Annotated in this window: 15 protein-coding genes; 3 read left to right on the top strand and 12 right to left on the bottom strand. The window is 61.4% G+C overall.

The features are described from left to right. Window positions 1-59 precede the first annotated feature (59 nt). The 12 genes from ACSQ17_RS04285 to ACSQ17_RS04340 form a co-directional block, all read right to left on the bottom strand. A complete protein-coding gene (locus tag ACSQ17_RS04285) occupies window positions 60-1,304 on the bottom strand; it encodes a C69 family dipeptidase (RefSeq protein ID WP_436067723.1) in 1,245 nt (414 codons plus the stop codon). 18 nt (window positions 1,305-1,322) lie between these two features. Then, window positions 1,323-3,239, bottom strand: coding sequence for a bifunctional metallophosphatase/5'-nucleotidase (locus ACSQ17_RS04290; RefSeq protein WP_436067724.1), 1,917 nt, complete (start codon window positions 3,237-3,239; stop codon window positions 1,323-1,325). A 91-nt stretch (window positions 3,240-3,330) separates the two neighbouring features. Then, window positions 3,331-4,668: a flavin monoamine oxidase family protein gene (locus tag ACSQ17_RS04295; RefSeq protein WP_436067725.1), complete on the bottom strand. Its 1,338-nt coding sequence runs from the start codon at window positions 4,666-4,668 to the stop codon at window positions 3,331-3,333. A gap of 108 nt (window positions 4,669-4,776) precedes the next feature. After that, window positions 4,777-5,229: a ribosomal protein S18-alanine N-acetyltransferase gene (gene rimI / locus ACSQ17_RS04300; RefSeq protein WP_436067726.1), complete on the bottom strand. Its 453-nt coding sequence runs from the start codon at window positions 5,227-5,229 to the stop codon at window positions 4,777-4,779. A 56-nt stretch (window positions 5,230-5,285) separates the two neighbouring features. Next, window positions 5,286-6,101 (bottom strand): energy transducer TonB, encoded by an 816-nt coding sequence (locus ACSQ17_RS04305; RefSeq protein ID WP_436067727.1) that lies wholly within the window; start codon window positions 6,099-6,101, stop codon window positions 5,286-5,288. Next, window positions 6,098-7,645 carry a 2-isopropylmalate synthase gene (locus tag ACSQ17_RS04310; RefSeq protein ID WP_436067728.1) on the bottom strand — a complete coding sequence of 516 codons (1,548 nt, stop codon included), beginning with the start codon at window positions 7,643-7,645 and terminating at the stop codon, window positions 6,098-6,100. Before ACSQ17_RS04310 ends, ACSQ17_RS04305 begins: the two co-directional genes overlap by 4 nt. 258 nt (window positions 7,646-7,903) lie before the next feature. Further along, complete coding sequence (locus ACSQ17_RS04315; RefSeq protein WP_436067729.1) at window positions 7,904-9,148, bottom strand: saccharopine dehydrogenase family protein; 1,245 nt, start codon at window positions 9,146-9,148, stop codon at window positions 7,904-7,906. Window positions 9,149-9,283: 135 nt separating this feature from the next. Beyond that, window positions 9,284-10,381 (bottom strand): carboxynorspermidine decarboxylase, encoded by a 1,098-nt coding sequence (locus ACSQ17_RS04320; protein WP_436067730.1) that lies wholly within the window; start codon window positions 10,379-10,381, stop codon window positions 9,284-9,286. Between the two features lie 251 nt (window positions 10,382-10,632). After that, on the bottom strand, window positions 10,633-12,954 hold the full coding sequence (locus ACSQ17_RS04325) for a DUF6160 family protein (RefSeq protein WP_436067731.1): 2,322 nt from the start codon (window positions 12,952-12,954) through the stop codon (window positions 10,633-10,635). 11 nt (window positions 12,955-12,965) lie between these two features. Further along, complete coding sequence (locus tag ACSQ17_RS04330) at window positions 12,966-13,571, bottom strand: DUF6160 family protein (RefSeq protein WP_436067732.1); 606 nt, start codon at window positions 13,569-13,571, stop codon at window positions 12,966-12,968. Then, window positions 13,561-14,607 carry a hypothetical protein gene (locus tag ACSQ17_RS04335; protein WP_436067733.1) on the bottom strand — a complete coding sequence of 349 codons (1,047 nt, stop codon included), beginning with the start codon at window positions 14,605-14,607 and terminating at the stop codon, window positions 13,561-13,563. Before ACSQ17_RS04335 ends, ACSQ17_RS04330 begins: the two co-directional genes overlap by 11 nt. A gap of 2 nt (window positions 14,608-14,609) precedes the next feature. After that, the gene (locus tag ACSQ17_RS04340) at window positions 14,610-15,668 is read right to left on the bottom strand and encodes a DUF6160 family protein (protein WP_436067734.1); all 1,059 of its coding nucleotides are present in this window, start codon (window positions 15,666-15,668) and stop codon (window positions 14,610-14,612) included. A gap of 277 nt (window positions 15,669-15,945) precedes the next feature. On the opposite strand from ACSQ17_RS04340, the gene mksB reads away from it, so the two are divergent. From mksB to mksF, 3 genes are read left to right on the top strand one after another with little or no spacing between them, the layout of a single operon-like run. Continuing rightward, complete coding sequence (gene mksB / locus ACSQ17_RS04345; RefSeq protein WP_436067735.1) at window positions 15,946-17,193, top strand: Mks condensin complex protein MksB; 1,248 nt, start codon at window positions 15,946-15,948, stop codon at window positions 17,191-17,193. Further along, the gene (mksE, locus tag ACSQ17_RS04350) at window positions 17,190-17,885 is read left to right on the top strand and encodes an Mks condensin complex protein MksE (protein ID WP_436067736.1); all 696 of its coding nucleotides are present in this window, start codon (window positions 17,190-17,192) and stop codon (window positions 17,883-17,885) included. The genes mksB and mksE overlap by 4 nt, the downstream gene beginning before the upstream one ends. After that, window positions 17,882-20,716 (top strand): Mks condensin complex protein MksF, encoded by a 2,835-nt coding sequence (gene mksF, locus ACSQ17_RS04355; RefSeq protein ID WP_436067737.1) that lies wholly within the window; start codon window positions 17,882-17,884, stop codon window positions 20,714-20,716. Before mksE ends, mksF begins: the two co-directional genes overlap by 4 nt. Window positions 20,717-20,764: the final 48 nt, after the last annotated feature.

Below are 20,764 nucleotides of genomic sequence, written 5' to 3' on the forward strand. Positions count from 1 at the left end.
TCACTCCGTATTCGTCGATGCGCACCATAGGAGCGCCACCGGCTTTTGACAAGCGGGCTTTACAGCTGCGCCTGACGCCGCCACCAGCGATTGAGCGACACGCTGCCCTGCAGGGCCTGACTGTGCCAGTCGCGATGCCAGTTACGGGCCTGGGCCGCCAGCTGCGGCCAAGGCACTTGTGGTTGCTGCAATGCCAACCACAGCTGCGTCTCCAGCGCGTTACGGCTGTTACGCAGGCCCTGACGAAACGCACGGTCAACCAAGGCCCGCCGATGCACTGGCTCGAAACGCCACCACAAGCTCTGCTCAATCGCGGTCAGGGGATCCCCGAGCACCGCCGTACCCGACTCGGCAGACAGGCTCAATGGCTGAAACAGGCTCAGGCACGGCGCGGAGGTGCCGGTTGCCGCCAGCACACTGGCCGGCCCCTGTAACTGGGCCACCAGGCTGGCGGTGGTTTGCGACGGCCGCCAGAAGCTGCCGGCATGCAAACAGACCTGACGGTTGTTATGCCGCTGAAAGTCATCACCGGCCTGACCATGGCTGCGCAGGGCGCTGAACAGATTGGCAAAACCAGGCGCCCCGCTGCACTGCGTCAGCCATTGCTGGTTGTGCGCACGACGCTTGTGTGCACCACCAATCCAGGGCAGCAGCCGGGTATCGAAGGCCTGGGCAAAGTGCAGGTCGCCCTTACCATCCCAGCACTGCAAGCGCCGAGCCTGGTCATGCAGCCCAGGACTGTGCAGGTCGAACTCATACCCCAGGGTCAGCGCGTTGGAAATCGCCCAGCTGTCGACGCGCTTGGCCGCCCACAAGTGCCCGGCCGTCTCCAGCACCCAGGCTTCGTCGGCATCGGCCAGGAGAAAGCTGTTGTCGTAACGAAAGCTCTTGTCGCGATAGCCCGCCGCCCCGCCCTGACCAAACGCCTGCAGGTGTTCGGTAATCACCGTCAAGGCCTCACGGGCACTGCCGCCACGCTCCAGGCCCAGACGCAGCAGGTCCATGCCCAGCAGCGCATCACCCTGGCGCAGCGTCAGGCGAGTGAATACCGCTTCGTTGCCAATCGCCACCCCACGGTCATTCACCCCCATTTCACCGCCCCACAACCAGCTTGGCTGGCTGAGGATCAAGCCGTGGCGATCCGCCGTCTGCGGCACCTCGATATAGCTGGTGAGCACCCGAGGGCTACGATCCCCGCGCACCGCCGGCAAGCGAATCAGCCGCTGTGGCTCGGCCGCTTCGCGATCACTGTTTTTGGCAAACCAGGTCTGTCCATGACTGCGCAGCACCAGGGTGTCGCACATGCTCACCTCTTCTTGTTATCAACGCCGGCGCACGTGCCGACGACGCAGCAACCAGACGATCAGCAGCACGCCAGCCAACAGCACCAGGCTCACGCCCCACTGCAATGGCCCGGCATAGCGATACAGTTCGGCGGGGTGCAGGCTCGCCTCACGGCGCATGCGCTGCTCGGCCGCCGCGCCCTGAGTGGGGATATCGGCCAGGCCATCACCATCTTGATCGGGCAGGCTGCGGATATGGTCCAGCAGGCCCTGCCATTCCTTGTACTCCTGCACACCAGGCTGCTGCGGGTCGGCATCAATGATCGCCGCTTTGAGCTGGGTCAGGGGCTGGCCCTGAGCATCCTTGGGCTGCACGCTGAGCAGGCCTTTGGTCAGGTCGCTGACCAGCCAGGTAAAGCTGCCGACATAGCTGGTCGCACCGATGCTATAGAGCCGCGTATCAGCCAGATCCAGTGGCGTGTGGCCCTTGATCGGGTCGCCCAGTTCAATCTGGCTGACTCGGTCAAACGGCACACGCCAGGGGTTATAGGCAAAGCGCAGGCCCGACACGCGCGGGTAATAGCTCTTGCTCTCGCGCAACTGATAGGCCAGCAACAGTACTTCCAGCAGGTTCTTCAGTTCCTGGCCGGTGACATACACCTTGATCAGCGGGTAACCCGGCGCATCGTCCATCTCGCCAATACCCAGCGGCGCAATGCGGAACAAATCAGACACCGCCTGCACGCCCTGCCGGCCCTTGATCAGGTTGTCGCGAATGGTGCCATTGCCGGTGAACGACACATCGCTGCCAGTGGCTTGGCGTAACGCATCGGTAACCAGGTTGCCGAGAATCGGATCGTCATAGGCCCGCGTGAGGGTCTTGTCGACCTTGGCCAGCGGCTGATCGAAGGCATAGCCTTTGGGTGCCAGCATCTGCGCGCTAACCACCTGCTTGAAGTCCTCGACCTGAGCGGTCACGGCTGCATCGCCAGCGATCTGGTCATTGATCGGGTGCAGCTGATATCCGAGCACCTGCGGCTTGCCGTTGGCATCCAGGCGCATATGCAACTCGCCCAGATGCTGGATCTCGGAACCGGCCTGCATCACCGGCGTGCGTCCATTGACCAGTACAGGCTGCGCCAGCGCGGTGTGCGAGTGGCCACCGACGACGATGTCGATGCCCGGCACCTGTTCGACCAACTCGACCTCTTCACCGCGCCAGCTGCCATCGTCCTGCTGCACCACGCCCATGTGCGAAAGCAGGATCACCACCTCGGCGCCCTCCTCGCGCAATTTGGCGACCGTAGCCTGGGCGGTCGCAATCGGGTCAGCAAAACGCGCCGGCTTGATCATCGGGCTGACCGCCACGGCGTTATTGCCGAGCAAGCCGAACAGGCCAAAACGAATGCCGCCTTTGTCGATCAGCTTGTAAGGCGCGATGCGCCCGGCGTCGTAGTGCGCCTGCAGGCTGTCATCTTCTGGGCGCTCAGGGTCGAAGCCGAGGTTGCTCGAGAGCAGCGGCATCAGGGCATCGCCCTTGGCCTTGTGCGCCGCGCTGATCATCGCAGCCAACCCGGCCGGGCGAAAATCGAACTCGTGGTTACCCAGAGTCGCGGCGTCGTAACCCAGCTCGGTCATCAAGCGCAGCTCGCCTCCAGTTTCCCGGGTCACGGTATGAAACAGCGTGCCCATGCTGAAGTCGCCGCCATCGAGCAGCAGCACCGGCTGCTCGCCGGCAGCAGCGCGACGCTGCTCAAGCAGGGAGGCCAGCCGCGCCACGCCGCCGACGGTATCGTCATCAGCCACACTGGCCGGGGTGTATTCGTTATTCGGGCCAAAGCCGAGCAGCCGAGACTGCCAGTCGTTGGTGTGCAGGATGGTAAAGCTGCGCTCGGCGGCCAGCGTCAGGCTGGAGCTGCACAGGCAGAGGGCAAACAGGCTACAAAGCAAACGCATGACGACATCCTTGAGCAAACGATGCGGCAGTATGGCCGCGTAGATTCACAAGTGCAGCGACCGATAAGGCCGCAGGCACTCGCCAATCGGGTCAACTGTTCAGCACTTCAGCGGCAGCGCGCTCGCCTGCCTGCACCGCTCCGTCGAAGTAACCCATCCAGCGGGTGGCGGTTTCCGTCCCGGCAAAGTGCACACGGCCCAGCGGCTCGCGCAAACGCGCCGCACCATTGCTCCACAACCCTGGTGGAAACAATGCGGCGTAACAACCACGGGCAAAGGGTTCATCCATCCAGCTCTTATCGACGTACTCGAGCGGCTGCAACGCCTGCGCTCCGAAGTAACGGGCAAAGCATTCCAGCACCACCACCTGGCGTTGATCGGCCGGTTGATCATTCCAGTGGCGCGCCTCATCACCTTCGATAAAGCCCATCAGCACACCGCGCGGCGAACCTGGCAGGCTGTTATCGAAGGTCAGGCGCACCGGTCCGCTTTCGCTAGTGGCCTGGCCGGACAAACCGCGCTCACGCCAGAACGGCGTGGCGTAGTGAGCCATGCATTTGACCACCGCACCCTGTGGCTGGCGTTGCAGCAACTGGTCACGCCAGCCGGGCAGCAACGGCTCCTGGGTGATGCGCAGCAGCATGGTTGGCGGCACGGCGAAGATCACCCGGCGTGCCTTGTGGCTGCCGCTGTCGGTGATCAGTTCAACCTGCTCGGCCTGCTGACGCAGGGCGCATACCGGCTGCTCCAGCTGCACGGCATCGCCCAGACGCGCAGCCAGCTCCTCACAGATGCGCTGGCTGCCGCCAACGATACGATCCTGCTGCGCGCCTTTATCGACGCCGAGCAGGGTGTCCAGATTGGTGCCGCTGTTGATGTAGAACAGCACATGCAAAAACGACAGTTCGCGGGCGTTGGCGGCAAACACCGCGCCGCTGAGCAACTCGAACACCTTACGGCCATGGGTGGTACGCAGGTTACGGGCGATCCACTGGGCAAAGCTCAGGCTGTCCCATTGCGCGGCCTGGGGATGGCGGGCAGGGTCGTCGAGAGGAATCTGTCGGGCCAGGCGATCCAGACGCCATTGCGCCTGGGCAACATCCAACAGCACATGCGGGGCAAAACGCGGGATGGTGCCGCGGTAGGGTTTCAGCACGCCGCCGAACAGGGTCAGGTTGTCGCCCTGGTTCCACAGCGGGAAGGTGTGCAGGTTCAACTCGGCGAGCAGCGCCAGGATGCGCTCCTGGGTCGGCCCGACCCATTGCCCGCCGACCTCGACCACATCACCCGAGGCAAACCGGTGATTGAGCGTACGCCCGCCTACCCGTGCGTTGGCCTCCAGCACCTTGACCCGCTTGCCGACCTGGGCCAGCCGCCAGGCCGCCGTCAGCCCGGAAATCCCCGCCCCCACTACGATCACATCGTGCATGTGTCGCCCTTCTGCTGGTTATGCCGCAGAGGGTACGTGATCACAGCAGCGAGCCCCAAAGCCGAACGCGCCAGAATCACCGACAAAGCGGTCACCCTGCGCGCAGTGTCAGTCAAACAGGGGGCAAACCATCACCAGCGCATCTTCGCGGCCACCCACAGCAGGGTAGTAATCGCGACGCCGGCCGACTTCGTTGAAGCCGTAGCGCTCGTACAGGCGGTAGGCCACCTGATTGCTCGCACGCACTTCCAGAAAGCAGTCCTTGGCTCCCTGGGCTTGCGCCTCGTGCATCAGGTGTTCGAGCAGTTTCAGGCCCAGACCACGGCCCTGGCTTTCCGCCTTGACGGTGATATTGAGCAGGTGCGCCTCGTCCATGATCACCTGGATCACGCCATGACCGACCTGCTGCTGACCTTCAAACATCACCCAGCAGTTATAGGAGGTCAGGCTGTCGGTAAAGATGCCACGCGTCCAGGGATGGCTGAAGGCGGCGTATTCAATCTTCAACACGGTATCGAGATCCGCCGCGGTCATCGGGCGGAAGCTGATTGCATCACTCATTCAGGTTGACTCGGCAAGCAGTAGAAACCTCAGCCAAGCGGCCGGGCAAGATGTCTTCAATTGGCAGCCAACCAGCGCTGCCGCACGCGGCGCATGGCTTGCCACAGCTCACGTTTGCGCTCGGGCTCATCCATCAGCAACTCCAGGCCCGGCAGCGCCCAGGCAGCGCCCAGGCCCTCAACCTGCAGCTCGCGGTTATAGGCCTCGGCATCCGCCTCACCGGCAAAGCGAATGGCTGGCAAGCCCACCAGCCACAGACAACTGCAGGGTTCCTGCTCTTCCAGCCGTGCGCCAACAAAACTCTGCACATACTCCAGGGCGGCTTGCGGCCCCTGATCAAGTTGCCCGCGCACCAGCAGCGGCCAGCGCACCGGTTCGCCAATCAGTTGTGGGCTGTCCGGCAGGCCGGCGGCGCGCAGCAAGTCCTTGAGCAGCAGATAGGCAGGATCACGCCCTTGCAGCGGCTCGCCCGTGGGCAGTTCGACCAGTACCGCACAAGCGCCAGCGCGCAGCAATTGCAGGGCAAAGCGCGGTGGTGCAACGGACGCTGGCGGGGCAGCGACCTGTGCTTCGGCGTCACCGTCAATCGGTTCAACCGTGGCCATACGCCCCTGAGGCGCTGGACGCGGCACGTCGATCTTGGGCCGAGAGACAGGAGCGGCAATGGGTGTTTCAGCATGCGGTGGCTCATAGGCCGGCGCCGCTTCAGCCACCGCCTGTGGCACGACAGCAACGACCTCAGGCTCGGCCTCAACCAGCGGTTGTAGCAACTCCGGCCGCGAGGGCGCAGCAAACGGCAACTCCACGCGCGGCAGCCAGCTGGCCACCTGCATGGCGCTCAGGTAGGCACGGCGGCGCAGTTCTGCGATCAAACGTCAGCCGCCTGTGGGTGAGCTTTGAGGCCGGCCTGCATGAGGTTCAGCGCATTGATATAGGCCTTGGCCGAGGCCACCAGAATGTCGGTATCGGCACCATTGCCGTTGACGATGCGCCCACCCTTCTCCAGTCGCACGGTCACTTCACCCTGCGAGTCGGTGCCCTGGGTGATGGCATTGACCGAATACAGCTGCAAATTGGCCTCGGAGCTGGCAATCGACTCAATGGCCTTGAAGGTGGCATCCACCGGCCCGGAGCCCTGAGCATTGCCACTGTGCTCGGCTCCCGCAACGCTGACCACAACCTGGGCTTGCGGCACTTCACCGGTCTTGCTCGCCACATCCAGGGTGATCAGTTTGAAGTGTTCGGGCGCTTCCTCGGTCAGGGTGTCGGACACCAGGGCCTGCAGGTCTTCGTCGAAAATTTCGTGCTTCTTGTCCGCCAGTGCCTTGAAGCGGGCAAAGGCCGCATTCAGCTCAGCCTCACCGGCCAGGACAATGCCCAGCTCATCCAGCCGCGAGCGGAACGCGGCGCGACCGGAGTGCTTGCCCATGACCATCTTGTTGGTGTTCCAGCCCACCGACTGCGCGGACATGATCTCGTAGGTCTCGCGGTGCTTGAGCACGCCGTCCTGGTGGATGCCCGACTCGTGGGCAAAGGCGTTGGCACCGACGATGGCCTTGTTCGGCTGCACCGGGAAACCGGTAATGCCCGAGACCATGCGCGAGGTGCTGAGGATATGTGGAGTGTCGATACGGGTGTGCACGCCGAGCAGATCTTCACGGGTCTTGATCGCCATGACGATCTCTTCCAGCGCCGCGTTACCGGCGCGCTCACCGAGGCCATTGATGGTGCACTCGACCTGACGGGCGCCCGCCACCACTGCGGCCAGGGAATTGGCTACGGCCAGGCCCAGGTCGTTGTGGCAATGCACCGAGAACACGGCTTTGTCGGCGTTGGGCACGCGATTGAGCAACTGGCGAATGGTTTCGGCGTACTGATGCGGAATGGCGTAGCCAACCGTATCGGGAATATTGATGGTGCGTGCGCCGGCATCGATAGCCGCTTCGATGATACGGCAGAGGAAATCGATCTCGGAACGGCCGGCATCCTCACAGGAGAACTCGACATCGCTGCACAGGTTGCGTGCGCGCTTGATCGCATGCACGGCCTGCTCAACCACCTGATCCGGCTGCATGCGCAGCTTGTACTGCATGTGGATCGGGCTGGTGGCGATAAAGGTGTGGATACGCCCGCTGTTGGCGCCCTTGAGCGCCTCAGCGGCGCAGTCGATGTCCGCATCCAGGGCGCGCGACAGGCTGCACACGGTGCTGTCCTTGATGTTGTCGGCAATCGCCTTCACCGCCGCGAAGTCGCCCGGGCTGGCGATGGCGAAACCGGCTTCGATCACATCAACGCGCAAACGCTCCAAGGCCTTGGCAATGCGCAGCTTTTCCTCACCGGTCATCGACGCGCCGGGGCTCTGCTCGCCGTCACGCAGGGTGGTATCGAAAATAATGACGCGGTCGTTGCTGCTCATGCTGGTGTCCTCACGGCTATCACGCGGGGTGCCCTCGTGGGGCGACGCTTATCTTGATGATTGTCGCGTGAAACGCCGCAGGCGGGAAGCGCGATGCACGCATGCATACCGTCGCGGCTAAAGCCCCTCCCACGCCCCAGAAAGCAAAACGCCCACCAAAGAGGCGGGCGTTTTGTTGGAATAGCGCCTTTAGCGCTGATGGGTATCGCGCTGCTCAACCCAGCCTACGGCCTGATTGAGCAAGCCAGGCGCACTCAATCAGAGGACCTGATCCCAGGGACGGTCGCCGTTGGCGTCCTTGATCCGGGTCGGCAGCCCCATTACATCAAGCAGCTTGAGGAACGGCTCGGCCGGCAACTCTTCGACGTTGGCCATGCGCGCTACGTCCCAATCGCCACGCGCGACCAGCAGCGCAGCGGCGACCGGCGGTACGCCTGCGGTGTAGGAAATGCCCTGGCTGTCGGTCTCGACATAGGCGTCCTTGTGGTCGGCGACGTTGTAGATAAACAGTTCGGCCGGCTTGCCGTCTTTGCTGCCTTTTACCAGGTCACCGATGCAGGTCTTGCCGCTGTAGCCCGGCGCCAGCGAGGCGGGGTCCGGCAGTACGGCCTTGACCACTTTCAGCGGCACAACTTCCAGGCCTTCGGCAGTTTTGACCGGCTGCTCGGAGAGCAGGCCGAGGTTTTTCAGCACGGTAAACACATTGATGTAGTGCTCACCGAAGCTCATCCAGAAGCGCACATTGGGCACATTCAGGTGTTTGGACAGGGAATGCACTTCGTCATGCCCGGTCAGGTACAGATTCTGTTCGCCGACTACAGGCAGGTCGTCGGTGCGTTTGACTTCAAACATTGTGTTGCTGGTCCACTGGCTGTTCTGCCAGCTCCAGACTTGGCCGGTGAATTCGCGGAAGTTGATTTCCGGATCGAAATTGGTGGCGAAGTACTTGCCGTGAGAACCGGCGTTGACGTCGAGGATGTCGATCGACTCGATGCTGTCGAAGTACTGCTGTTGCGCCAATGCGGCGTATGCATTGACTACACCTGGGTCGAAACCGACGCCGAGGATGGCAGTCACGCCCTTGTCCTGGCATTCGGCCAGGTGCTTCCACTCGTAGTTACCGTACCAAGGCGGCGTTTCGCAAATCTTGCCCGGCTCTTCGTGGATGGCGGTGTCAAGGTAGGCGGCGCCGGTATCGATGCAGGCGCGCAGCACCGACATATTGAGGAAGGCCGAACCCACGTTGATGACGATCTGCGATTCGGTTTCGCGGATCAGTGCTTTGGTTGCTTCAATATCCAGCGCATTGAGGGCAAAGGCCTTGATCTCGGCCGGCTGTTTCAAACTGCCCTTGGCGTTAACGCTGTCGATGATGGCCTGGCATTTGGAGATGTTGCGCGACGCGATAGCAATCCGACCGAGTTCGTCGTTGTGCTGCGCGCACTTGTGGGCCACCACCTTGGCGACACCTCCTGCACCAATGATCAGAACATTCTTCTTCAATTGTTTCACCTCCAGGGTGCTGCGGTTAAGAGACAGGTGTTGCGGTACTACAAACAGGCAGGGTGGACGGCGCTTTACCCGTCCACCCTTCGGCAATCACACAGGTGGATGAAAGAATCCTATCCCCCCGACGGATCAGCTCAGGCTCGACAGGTAATCGTCAAAGCCAAATTCGCGCACCACCTCGACGCTACCATCGAGTTGCTTGACCACGATGGCGGGCATTTTCAGACCGTTGAACCAGTTCTTCTTGACCATGGTGTAACCGGCCGCGTCGATAAACGACAGGCGATCGCCGATGGCCAGCGGCTTGTCGAATTGGTACTCACCGAAGATGTCGCCGGCCAGGCAGGATTTGCCGCAGACCATATAGGTGTGCTTGCCATCGTTGGGCGCCATCTTGGCGTTTAGGCGATAGATCAGCAGATCGAGCATGTGCGCTTCGATGGAGCTGTCGACCACGGCCAGGTGTTTGCCGTTGTAGAGGGTGTCCAGCACCGTGACTTCCAGCGAAGAACTCAGGGTGATCGCTGCCTCGCCCGGCTCCAGATAAACCTGCACACCGAAGCGCTCGGAGAAGGCTTTTAAGCGTGCGCAGAACTGATCAATCGGATAGCCCTCACCGGTGAAGTGAATACCGCCGCCGAGGCTGACCCACTCAACCTGTTGCAACAAGTGGCCGAAACGCTCCTCGATGGTACTGAGCATTTGGTCGAACAGCTCGAAGCTGCCGTTCTCGCAGTTGTTGTGGAACATAAAGCCGCTGATCTTATCCATCACCCCAGCGATCTTCGCCGGATCCCACTCGCCCAGACGGCTAAACGGGCGGGCCGGGTCAGCCAGCAGGTAATCGGAGCTGCTCACCTGCGGGTTAACGCGCAGGCCGCGAATGGTGCCTTCAGTAGCGTCGGCAAAGCGCTCGAGCTGGCCGATGGAGTTGAAGATGATCTTGTCGCAGTTGGCGACCATCTCTTCGATCTCGTCATCCGCCCAGGCCACGCTATAGGCGTGGGTTTCGCCGGCGAACTTCTGCCGACCGAGTTTCAACTCATACAGGGACGATGAAGTCGTGCCGTCCATATATTGCTGCATCAGGTCGAACACCGACCAGGTGGCGAAGCATTTGAGCGCCAGCAACGCCTTGGCACCGGAGTGTTCACGCACGTAGGCGATCTTCTCCAGATTGCCCAGCAGCTTCTGTTTGTCGATCAGGTAGTAAGGCGTTTTGATCATGGCGCTGCCCCTGCAAGGTCGGCTGACGGGAAGCTCAGCAGCCTCCCCCAAAAAGTGGAGGCGAATTGTGCCGACAACCGGCGCATATCGAAAGAGCAACGGGGATATTTCGTCGATTCAGTGACCATCGGCAACGACTGCGCGGCCAACGTGAAACATCCCGCACGTCGGCTGTTGTCGCTACAGCATGGGCAATCAGGATGACAGGGGCATGACGGCATACAGCGCCTGCGCGGCGCTGATGCGTGGACTCAGTTGATCGGTGTGGCCGTCAGGTTGGCGCGGATATCGGCGTTCTGCAGTTTGACCCCGTACATCGAAGTCACCGCACCACCGGTGGGGTGAACGTGCTGAATCCGGTCGATATTCACTTCCTTGAAGTGCACTCGGCCGTTGACCGCAAAGCCCAGCGGATCGGGGCTGACCGGCGTACAACCTGAGCCCGTCTTGCTGCACACCTTGGTCGGTGCCACATCCAGGTTAAGGTCAACGTTGAAACCATAGGCGTTGGCATTCGGGTTAGTCGGGTTGCCGTCGGAGGTGTGGAAGTTATCCACCACTAACTGGCTACCCGTGCCATTCACGCCGTTGACCCGTCCGGTTTCAATGATGATCTGGTTGCGCTTCTCGTTGCTTGAAACCGCATTGGCCGGGTTACCGGAGGTATCGCGCACGAACACGTTTTTCAGCTTGACCGAGATGCCCTCATCACCGCGGTCTTCCCAACGTCCGCCACTCGCTGCGCAGGCACTGGAGGTGCTACCGCTGCCACCGACGCACAACGCACCGGCACCGCCGGAACTGAGCGCCAGGGTCGAACCCTGTTCATAACGCTTGAGCACCAGCCGCCCGATGCTGCTGCCGGTCTGCCGGTCGCCCCAGCGCACATTGCCCACATCCAGCTTCGACCAGTAGGTGCCTTTACGCAGCTCGACGCCGTTATTGCTGACATCCAGCGAACCGTCGCGAAAATGCATGTCATAGCTGCTACCTGACAGCCACAGGCCACGACCATTCTCATCCACGGTAACCGCCGCATTGGCTTCACTGATATAGAAGTCGGCGTTATAGCGCAGGCCATCGCCCACCGCGCCGCCCGCCCTGAGGGTGATTTGTCCATTGAGGGTGAAATCGTAAGCCGGGAAGATTTCCATCAATACCAGTAATTCGGTACCACCTTGCAGCGGCGCGTTGGCCGCACCGACTCGCAGCCCATCGAAGCTGTAACTGCCGACAACATTCTTGAAGCCCAGGCGCATGCCATCGAAATGGCCGTTGTAACCACCGCTGTTCATATCGCTGTTGGTCCCGGCATAGCAGCCGGTGCTTACGCCGGCGGCGCAGCTCTTGGTCAGGTCAAAGGTGAATTGACCGGTGCCATGGGTGCGCAGGCCACTGAACCACATGGTATTACCGTTGTCGGTGAGGGCCAGTGAACTGTTGACCATGTTCCAGCTGAGGTCAGCACTGATGCCCTTCTGCCCGGAGTTGGGATCGCCGCCCGGACGTAATTTCAGCCAGTTCTGCCGTGCGCCCTGATCGAGAAAGTTCAGGTCAACTGCCAGGCCGCCGAGTTTCTGATTGCTTGGGTTGCCCATGATCAGGCCGCCCAGAGTGGCGTTCAGCTTGAGGTCCTGAAAGGCCACTTTGGCATAACTGCCCACGCCGTCCTGCTCCAAATCCAGGGTCAGCCCGGAATTGCTGATCAGGCTGCCGGCAAAATTCTCGGCGCGCAGAATGCCCTCGTCCTGATACTGAAACAGGCTGTTGGCAATGGTGATATTGGGCTTGATACGCAAGCCCTCACCGCTGGCACCACCACCGGCGATGCTGATGCTGCCACCCAGGCGCAGGTCCATGTTCAATTTGCCAAAGCTACGCTGCGCATCGACATCACGCAGATCGGGAGTGCCCGGTGTCACCGCGACACCGGCAGTTGGATCGCCATGAGCCAGGTCCAGACCAATGCCGGCAATCGAGCCGACAAAACGCGAGGTGCCCAGGTCCAGTTTGATTTCCTGGCCACTGCCGCCGCTGACGATATCCAGGTAGGCATTGTTCAGATAGGTGTCGAACGACAGGCCTTTGACAATCAGGTCAAAGCCATTGTCGCGGTAATAGAAGGTGGCCGCGCTCAGCGACAGCTGGCTGTCATCCACCCTAAAACCACTGACACCGCTGGCACCACCGCCGCTCAATTTGAGGCTGCCGCCCAGAGTGAAAAACGCACGAAAGGCCCCAAAACTCTTGTTACTGCCGGCCAGTTCGATGTTGTCGACGCTCAGCACCTGCGCACTGCCGCTGTGTTGCACCTGCAACTGATTACCCACCACATCCAGCGTGGTGGTCGAGCTGCTGCCTGCCATTTGCGGCGTACCGCTGACGCCCTTGAGGCTAAGGGTCTGGCCATCCTGACGGTAATCGACACTGCTCGCCGACCAGCCACCGCCAGTGGTTTGCAGGCTGATGCCATCGCGCCCACTGACGGCCGACAACGCTTGATCATCCAGCACTTGCATGGCCTGCGTAAGCGGGCTGAGAAATGCGAGCAACAACAGCGAATGACGGTGCATGGCCCTGCTCCTCAATTCTGCGGAAAGATCAGCACGTTGCCTTGCATACGAATAGTGCCGTCGATCTTCGCCGAGAAAATATTGGTCTGCTGGTAGGACGGGTTACCGCCATTGGCCACGCTCAGGGATTTGTTCTGCCAGCCGCCCTGATTGGCCACGCCAAAGGCAAAACTGCCGTCCTTGAATTTCATTTCATTGGGCAGACCGAACTCCAGCACATCCTGATTGAAGGCTGCGCCATCGCCGTTGAAACCGCTGTTGATGGTGCGGGTGCGCAGGGTCAGGCCTTCAAAGCTGAACACGCCCTTGAGGTTGTCCAGCACATACCAACCGCCATCGGCCTCGGAGCGAATCGCCACGCGCATGCCGCAGTTTTCCGGCGTACTGGCCCCCGCCGTGGCGCAGCTGCGCTGGCCAGCCGTCCAGGTGCTGGGGTTGTTGCTGGCCGGCTTGCTCCACAGCACGCCGCCATCCTTGTTGATACTGAACTCACCGGACAGATACACCCCGCCCTGACCATTCATGCTGCTCAGGGTGTCATCATCCAACGCCTGCATTTCGGCCAAGGCCGGCATGGCCAATACGGCAACAAATACCACCCCGACTTTAGAGATCACGGCTGGTCACCTTCAGGTAGTTGATGCTGAGCCCCTGGATGGCGTTGTAACCAAAGCTGTAGCCACCGGTAGAAAAGCTGCCTGTTCCAGCTTTGAGGTTGTCGATCACAATATTGGTGCGTGGGGCATTGGCATAGAAGTCACTGGCAATCGCATTGCGCTCAGCAGCCGAACGCGCGCTGCCGTTAGCGGCACGGGTCACCGGGTTGGGCAGTTCCAGCACAAATTGACCGTTACTGCTGACGTCAAACAGCAACGGCTGACTCTTGCCGTAACCCAGCGAAATATTGGCGTAGGCATTGCTCAGCGTCAGGGTGCGAGCAGTCTGCTCCTGAGCCGTGGTGCAATTGGCCGTACCAGCCGCGCAGGACATCAGTTGCAGGCTCTTGGCGAACAGATTCACCCGCGCCTCGCCGACCAACTGCCCACGCGGGTCATCACCCCATAGCCGCAGGTAACTACCGTCCATAACCAGTTCGCTGAAATCAAGATTGATGATGTCAGTTCGCCCGGCAGCGACCTGGAAGTCGAAGCGAATCCCCAAATCAACTCGCTCGGAAGCGCGGCTGGAGCAGTTGCTTCCGGCTGCGGCATATCCGCTGATGCAGGCCTGACCGCCCGCGCCGGTCAGGCGCTCGGGGAACTTGAACTCCAGCACACTGACATTGCTCGGCGTGGTCTGTACCCATTGCCCATCATCACGCAGGGTGCGCAGGGTTTCCCCCTTGGCCAGAGTGATCTCGAAGGGATGGTCCAAACGACCAATCGTCACCGGGTTGAGATTGGCGCCTTTGTTACTACCGGTTGCCCCCAGGTAGAACTCCTTCACCGAAATCGGCACGTTCTGCCCCGAAGCATTGTTGATGTCATTGATGGTGATCACCGCTCCCGAGGCATCCAGCAACACACCATCCAGCACAAAACCGAAACCGGCGCCCTGAACCGCCGAAAGCTCCTGATCATCCAGTGCTTGCAACTCAGCCTGGGCCGCCCCCGTCAGCAGCATCAACGAAGCAACAGCTGTCAGCGCACGCATGATCAGCACCCCGCCGTGGCGGTACCCAGGCAGGTGTCCTGCCGGGGAATACCATTGAAGGCCTGTTCGAAGTCGATATTGATCGGGGCCACCATATTGCCGTTGGCATCACGGTATTTGGGCAGGTTCATAAAGGCCCCTTTCAAGGTATTGATCAGCGCATTGCTGTCCATATCACGCCAGGCCACATCCTGAGTCTGCATGGAAATAAAGAAGCCTTTGGCGGCACCTTCGATCGCAGCGGTTGCAGCGGAGTCATTGACGGCCATATTGCCCACGGGCAGGGACTGGAAGTTGCTCAGCGGAAAGCAGGTGGCCAACGACAGCACTTGGCAGCCGCTTGAAGCAAACAGGCTCAGCAATGCATCAGACAGGCCACCCAGATTACAGCCACTCACACAACTCAAGACTTGGCCATTGACCATACCGGCCTGCGTAGCACGCACCGGGTCAGCCGTCCCGTTGGCCTGTACCAGAGTGGCATCAGCCTCAAGCCGCGTATTGCGTGTAACCCCCGCAATCCCCAACAGAAACTGCTCCCAACCACTGGCCTGATCAAAAACCGGGCCGGCAGTACCCTGAATCTTGATCGGAATATTGCCCGTCAGGCTCTGAATATCACCGGACAAAATGCCTTTGGCCTCACCAAAGCCGATACGCACGCCGACTACCTTGTTCCCCGAATACGCCAATTCCAGAAAAGGATTGGCGATCTTGAACGGGTTGATGGTGTCGTCGGCATTGACCGTACCCAGGGCAAAGTTGTTGATCAGCAGATCAGACGAACCTGCTACTTCACCGGGGCGAGTGGTCGCATCGTTGTATTGCCCCAATTGCAGCTTCTTCATATTCAGCTGGGTTTCGACATTCATGCCGAAATTGATTCGGGTGTAGTTGATCCCCGCGTTGCTATCCGTGGTCAGGTTGATAAAGGCCTGCCCCGTGACTTCCGACAACTCGGTATCCGCCAGTTCAACCATCTTGGCGTTGGCAGTCGAGCTGATTAACCCAGCACAGACCAGAACAAGCGCGGTTCTGGCAAATCCAATAGTTGGACGCATGGCTGATTCCCTGTCGTTCTTATTTGAATGGCAGAGCCCTGCGGACTCCACGCCTTGATTAGCACTATAAAAAGCCGGCCGCCTAAATGTGCCGACCCATAGTCGAGAAAACCCGATAATTCCGTCGCAGACGGCAGCCAGGCTGTTACCCATCGCCACACCCTGGGTTACATCTGCCCGAGCGGCGCGCACAGACGATGACTGACACTCAAGCCTTCGCTGCGGCTTGCAGTACAATCGGCGTTTTTTGCGAAAAGCCCGCGGAGCGGATGCCCCGATGATTGATCCCAAGCGCGTACTGCGCGCCCTTGCCGAACACTGGACGTTGCTGGAGCCGCTGTGCGAGCGCTTCGATGCAGGCACCTTGAGCCTGGTGGAGTTGCGCAACCAACTGGCCGCGCAGTTGCCCGAAGGCACGCCCACCGATGTCACCGCCCTGCTCGATCAGTGGATCCGCCTGGATATCCTGGTGCCAGTGGCCAAGAGCCCGAATCGCTTCGAGCTGAACGCGCAGATTCACGACTTTCTCGCCTACCTGCGCCGCGAACACCGCTTGGGCCTGTGCCTGGAGATCGAAGCCTATCTGCGCCACCTGGAGCGCCTGGCCGGCTATATCAAGGATGCCTTCGAGGTGCGCGATGCCGCCGACCTAGCGCGCCAGCTGCGTTTGCTCGATATGCGCGTGCGCGATGTGCTGAAGAAGCTGGCCAATGACGAGCAGGCGCTGGTCGCCGTAGCCGAACGGGCCAAGACCTCAGATAGACAGATTCCCCTGCGTCAGCGCTACGCCGAAGTGCTGGCCACCTGGGACGAATACGTCGAACCGATGATCCAGCTGGTGGCCGCCGACGGTGCCTTTGAACAAGGCGTGTACCGCGTCGAGCACGTGTTGCTGCGTCTGCTCGGCGAACAGCAGCGCCTCGGCCAACTGGTGGACGACGACCTGCTGCTGCGCACCCATGCGCGCATCCTGGAAATGCAGACCACCACCCAGCTGACCCTGCGCCGTGCCCGCGAGCTGCTGTTGCCGCTGCGTGAAGAAGCACGCCGGCACAACGCCGTGACCCGTGGCGCCGCCCTGGCCCTGGCGACGATTCGCAAGAAGGGCCTGGACGCCGTGCCGCAGGCCTCCATGCCGCTGTTCAGCCGCCCGCAAAGCACCTTTCTCGGCACCGCGTCGCAGGTCGAAGCCTACGTGTATGCACTGGCCCGCTTCGAGCCGAAGCCGGCGCAATTCCCCAAGGCGCACAGCAGCCGCAAGGGCGAAGCGCCCCGCGCCCCGCGCACGGCGCGCGAGATGATCGAGCGCTGCGAACAGGCCCTGCCGCTGCCGGACCTGATGGTCTGGTTGCTGGAACAGGAGCCGGAAGGCGCCACCGACGAATTGCTCTACTGGTTCTCGCGCCTATCCCGCGATGGCCGTTTCCAGCGCGAGCGCCTGGAGCGCCGCGACTACCTCACCCGCGAGCATCAGGTCAGCCTGAGCTCCTTTGCCTTGATCAAGCCGGCCGGGACCACCGTATGAATATCGACCTGAAAGAACTGACCCAGCTCGCCCCGATCTTCCGCGAGCTGTTCAAGGGCTACCACATCAGCCGCAGCAACCCAGAACTCTACAGCCAGCTGGCCAGTCAGCAGGACCAGTACCGCGGCCTGTTCAAGGCCCTGGGCTATGAACTGACCTGCGACAGCCGCGGCTTCTACTACTTCGTTCCCGAGCAGATGGGTGCGCAGGTGAACAAAACCGCGCAGCGCCTGGCGCTGTTCACCTTCATCTTGGTCGAACACCTGGCCGATCAGGGCCGCGACCCGCTGGCCGTACTCGACGGCGGCAGCCTTGGCCGTGACGAGCTGCCCGCCCTAATGGAAAAGTATCGCGACCTGTTCCTCCAGGCCGAAGTCACCACCCAGGAAGAGTTGGAAGAAAAGGTCATGCGCCGCCTGACCCAGCTCGGTTTTGCCAGCGAAGACAACGGCATCTACCGCTTCCTCGCGCCCATGCACCGCTTCCTCGACGTGTGCCTCTCCGTACAGCAGGACCGTGACCTAGCCGCCACCCTGCACAGCAGCCTGCCACTGCCGACGCCGGTGCTGCTGGATGAGGAGGCCGAAGACGAGATCATCAGCCTCGCCGAGGACGATGCCGACGAATCCGAAGAAGACGCCCTGGCCCGCGCCATGGCCGAAGAACGTGACGCCCAGGAGATGGATGCATGAGCCAGGAACGCTACGGCATTCGCCGCTTCGCCCTATTGAATACCGCCGGCTACAGCCTCGGCCTGTTCCCGTTGGAAAACCCGCTGTCGGTTTACGGGGCCAACAACCTGGGTAAATCCGCCTCGATCAACGCCCTGCAGTTCCCGATTCTGGCGCGCATGTCGGACATGAGCTTCGGCAAATACAGCCTGGAGCAATCGCGCAAGTTCTACTTCGCCAGCGATACCAGCTATATCCTCGTCGAAGTCGTACTGCCCCACGGCCCACATGTGATCGGCGTGGCCGGGCGCGGCCCGGGCGGCGGCTTCGGCCACCAGTTCTTCGCCTACCAGGGCACCCTGGATCTGGAGCACTACCAGAAGAACGGCACCTGCCTGCGTCAACGCGAGCTGTTCAACGCTCTAGAACGCGAAGGCATCAAGGCCTATGAGCTGAAACCCGAGGAGCTTCGCCGCCTGCTGGTCGGCGGGCACACCCCGATTCCGCTGGACCTGACCCTAATCCCGCTGCGCTCCACCAGCGAGCAGAGCCTGAAGACCTTCCGCGCGCTGTTTATCAACCTGCTGCATATGCGCGAGATCACCGCGGCAAAGCTTAAGCAGCTGTTCCTCGATGCCTTCGAGCACAGCCTGCGTTCGGGCAGCGTCGACTACATCGCCGCCACCGAAGAAGCCTTCCGCGATGTGCGGCGCATGGAGCAGGACTACCAGGCGCTGGTTACCGCCGGCCCCTTGATCGAAGCCCTGGCAGCCGGTGTGGCCCAGCGTGAGCTGCTGCGCGGCAAGTTGCATCGCCTGTCGCCGCTGCTCGACTCGCTGCTCGGTACCTGGCAGGACTACGCCGGCGCGCGGCGCGAAGAATTGGTGATCCAGGCCGAACACTACCGTGGCGAGCAGGACGGCCTGCAGCACGAGCAACGTGGCGGCACTCAGGAACTGATGCGTATGGAGCGCGAAATCAGCGAAATCCAGCGCTGGCTCGGCGAGCTGTCGGTGCTGAAAAACCGCTTTGCCCTGGTCAACGACGCCAAGGTACTGGAAGAGCAGCTACTGGCCGCCAAGGATGCTCACGACGAACTGGCCGGCGCCTTGGCGCAGTCACGGCAGTTCTCCGCCGAAGACCTGGATGAGCGCCTGCGCGATCTGGAAAAACGCCTGAAGTCGGTGAAACAGCAACTCGAACATGCCGACAACAACAGCTACTCACGCTTGCGCGAAGAGTTCAGCCAGCAGGACGTAGACCGCCTGATGCGCCTGTTTAACGGCCAGCTGTTCAGCCTGCCACTGGGTGAGAAAGGTATCCAGATCGCCGACGGCGATGCCTGGGTCAAATCCCTGGAAGCCATTCTCGACGGTTTTAACGGCGAGCACTTCGAAGTACCCGGCCTGACCATCGACCTCAGCCATATCGAACCGCCGGCCCTGCAGGCACTGGCCGACCGCGCGGCCCTGCGCGACCAGAAGGACCGCCTCGACCGCGAATACAAGCAACTGAAAACCCAGCAGGCGGTAGCCTCCGACCGCGCCGCGAGCAAGGCCCAGGCCGAGCAGTTCTACCAGGCCGTGCTGGATGCGCAGAAAGCCCTGGAAGACTTCCGCCGCAGCCAAACCCTGGCCGTGGAAGAGCCGCAGAAACTGGAGCAGCTGGCGCAGCTGGAGGCCGCTCAGGACGAACTCAAGCGCGCATCCGATGCCTTTACCGAGCGCGTGCAGCAGCTCTCCGCCAAACTGCAACTGGTGGGCCGTCAGCTCGCCGATCTGGAAGCCAAGGAACGCACCTTGGAAGACGCCCTGCGCCGCCGCCAGCTGCTGCCGGCCAACCTGCCGTTCGGCACGCCCTTTACCGACCCGGTGGACGACAGCCTGGACAACCTGCTGCCGCTGCTTAACGACTACCAGGACGCCTGGCAGGGCCTGCAACGCATCGACGGGCAGATCGAGGCGCTGTACGCCCAGGTGCGCCTGAAAGGCGTGGCCAAGTTCGACAGCGAGGATGACGTCGAGCGCCGCCTGCATCTGCTGGTCAACGCCTACGCCCACCGCCAGGACGAAGCCATCACCCTGGCCAAGGCGCGCCGCGCTGCGGTTACCGATATCGCCCGTACCCTGCGCAACATCCGCAGCGACTACGACAACCTGGAACACCAACTGGCATTGTTCAACCGCGAGATCAACAAGCGTCAGGTGTCCAACCTGGAGAGCTTCCGCATCGTTCTCGCACCGAACAAGGACGCGCTCAAACATATCGACCAAATCATCCACAGCGCCGGGCAGTACGAAGAAGGCGAAACCCTCTCGGTGTTCGACCTGCAGCAGAGCAGCGAGCAGGACAGCAAGAACGAGGAAGCCAAGGACTACCTGTCGCGCCTTGTTGCTGCCAACCATAACCAGCTGGGTTTGAAGGATCTGTTCGAGTTGGCCTTCGAAATCACCAAGGTGCATGGCCAACCGGTGATCCACACCGATATCGATGGCGCAGCGTCGAACGGCACCACCATGACCATCAAGGCGCTGACCAACATGTACCTGTTGCTGCACCTGATGGATCGCGACCAGGCCGGCAAGGTGCGGCTGCCTTACTACCTGGACGAGGCCGCAGATATCGACGAGAAGAACCAGCAGGCATTGATCGAAACCAGCTTGCAGCTGGGCTTTGTGCCGATCCTCGCCTCGGTGAAACCGCAGGTCTCGGCTACCGTGGCCATCGACCTGGAAGGCGGCAGCGGGCCGAATGGCATCTATATCGATGAGGCGGATTGGAAATATATCCAGCGCCGTGACAGCGCCAAGAGCAAGGCAGAAACCACAACCGCAGCAACCGAGTCAGCCTAACGCTGGCTCACCCGCCATAAAGCACAAGGGCCGCAACTGCGGCCCTTG

The sequence above is a fragment of the Pseudomonas sp. LjRoot71 genome (assembly GCF_964253255.1).
Classification (GTDB): Bacteria; Pseudomonadota; Gammaproteobacteria; order Pseudomonadales; family Pseudomonadaceae; genus Aquipseudomonas.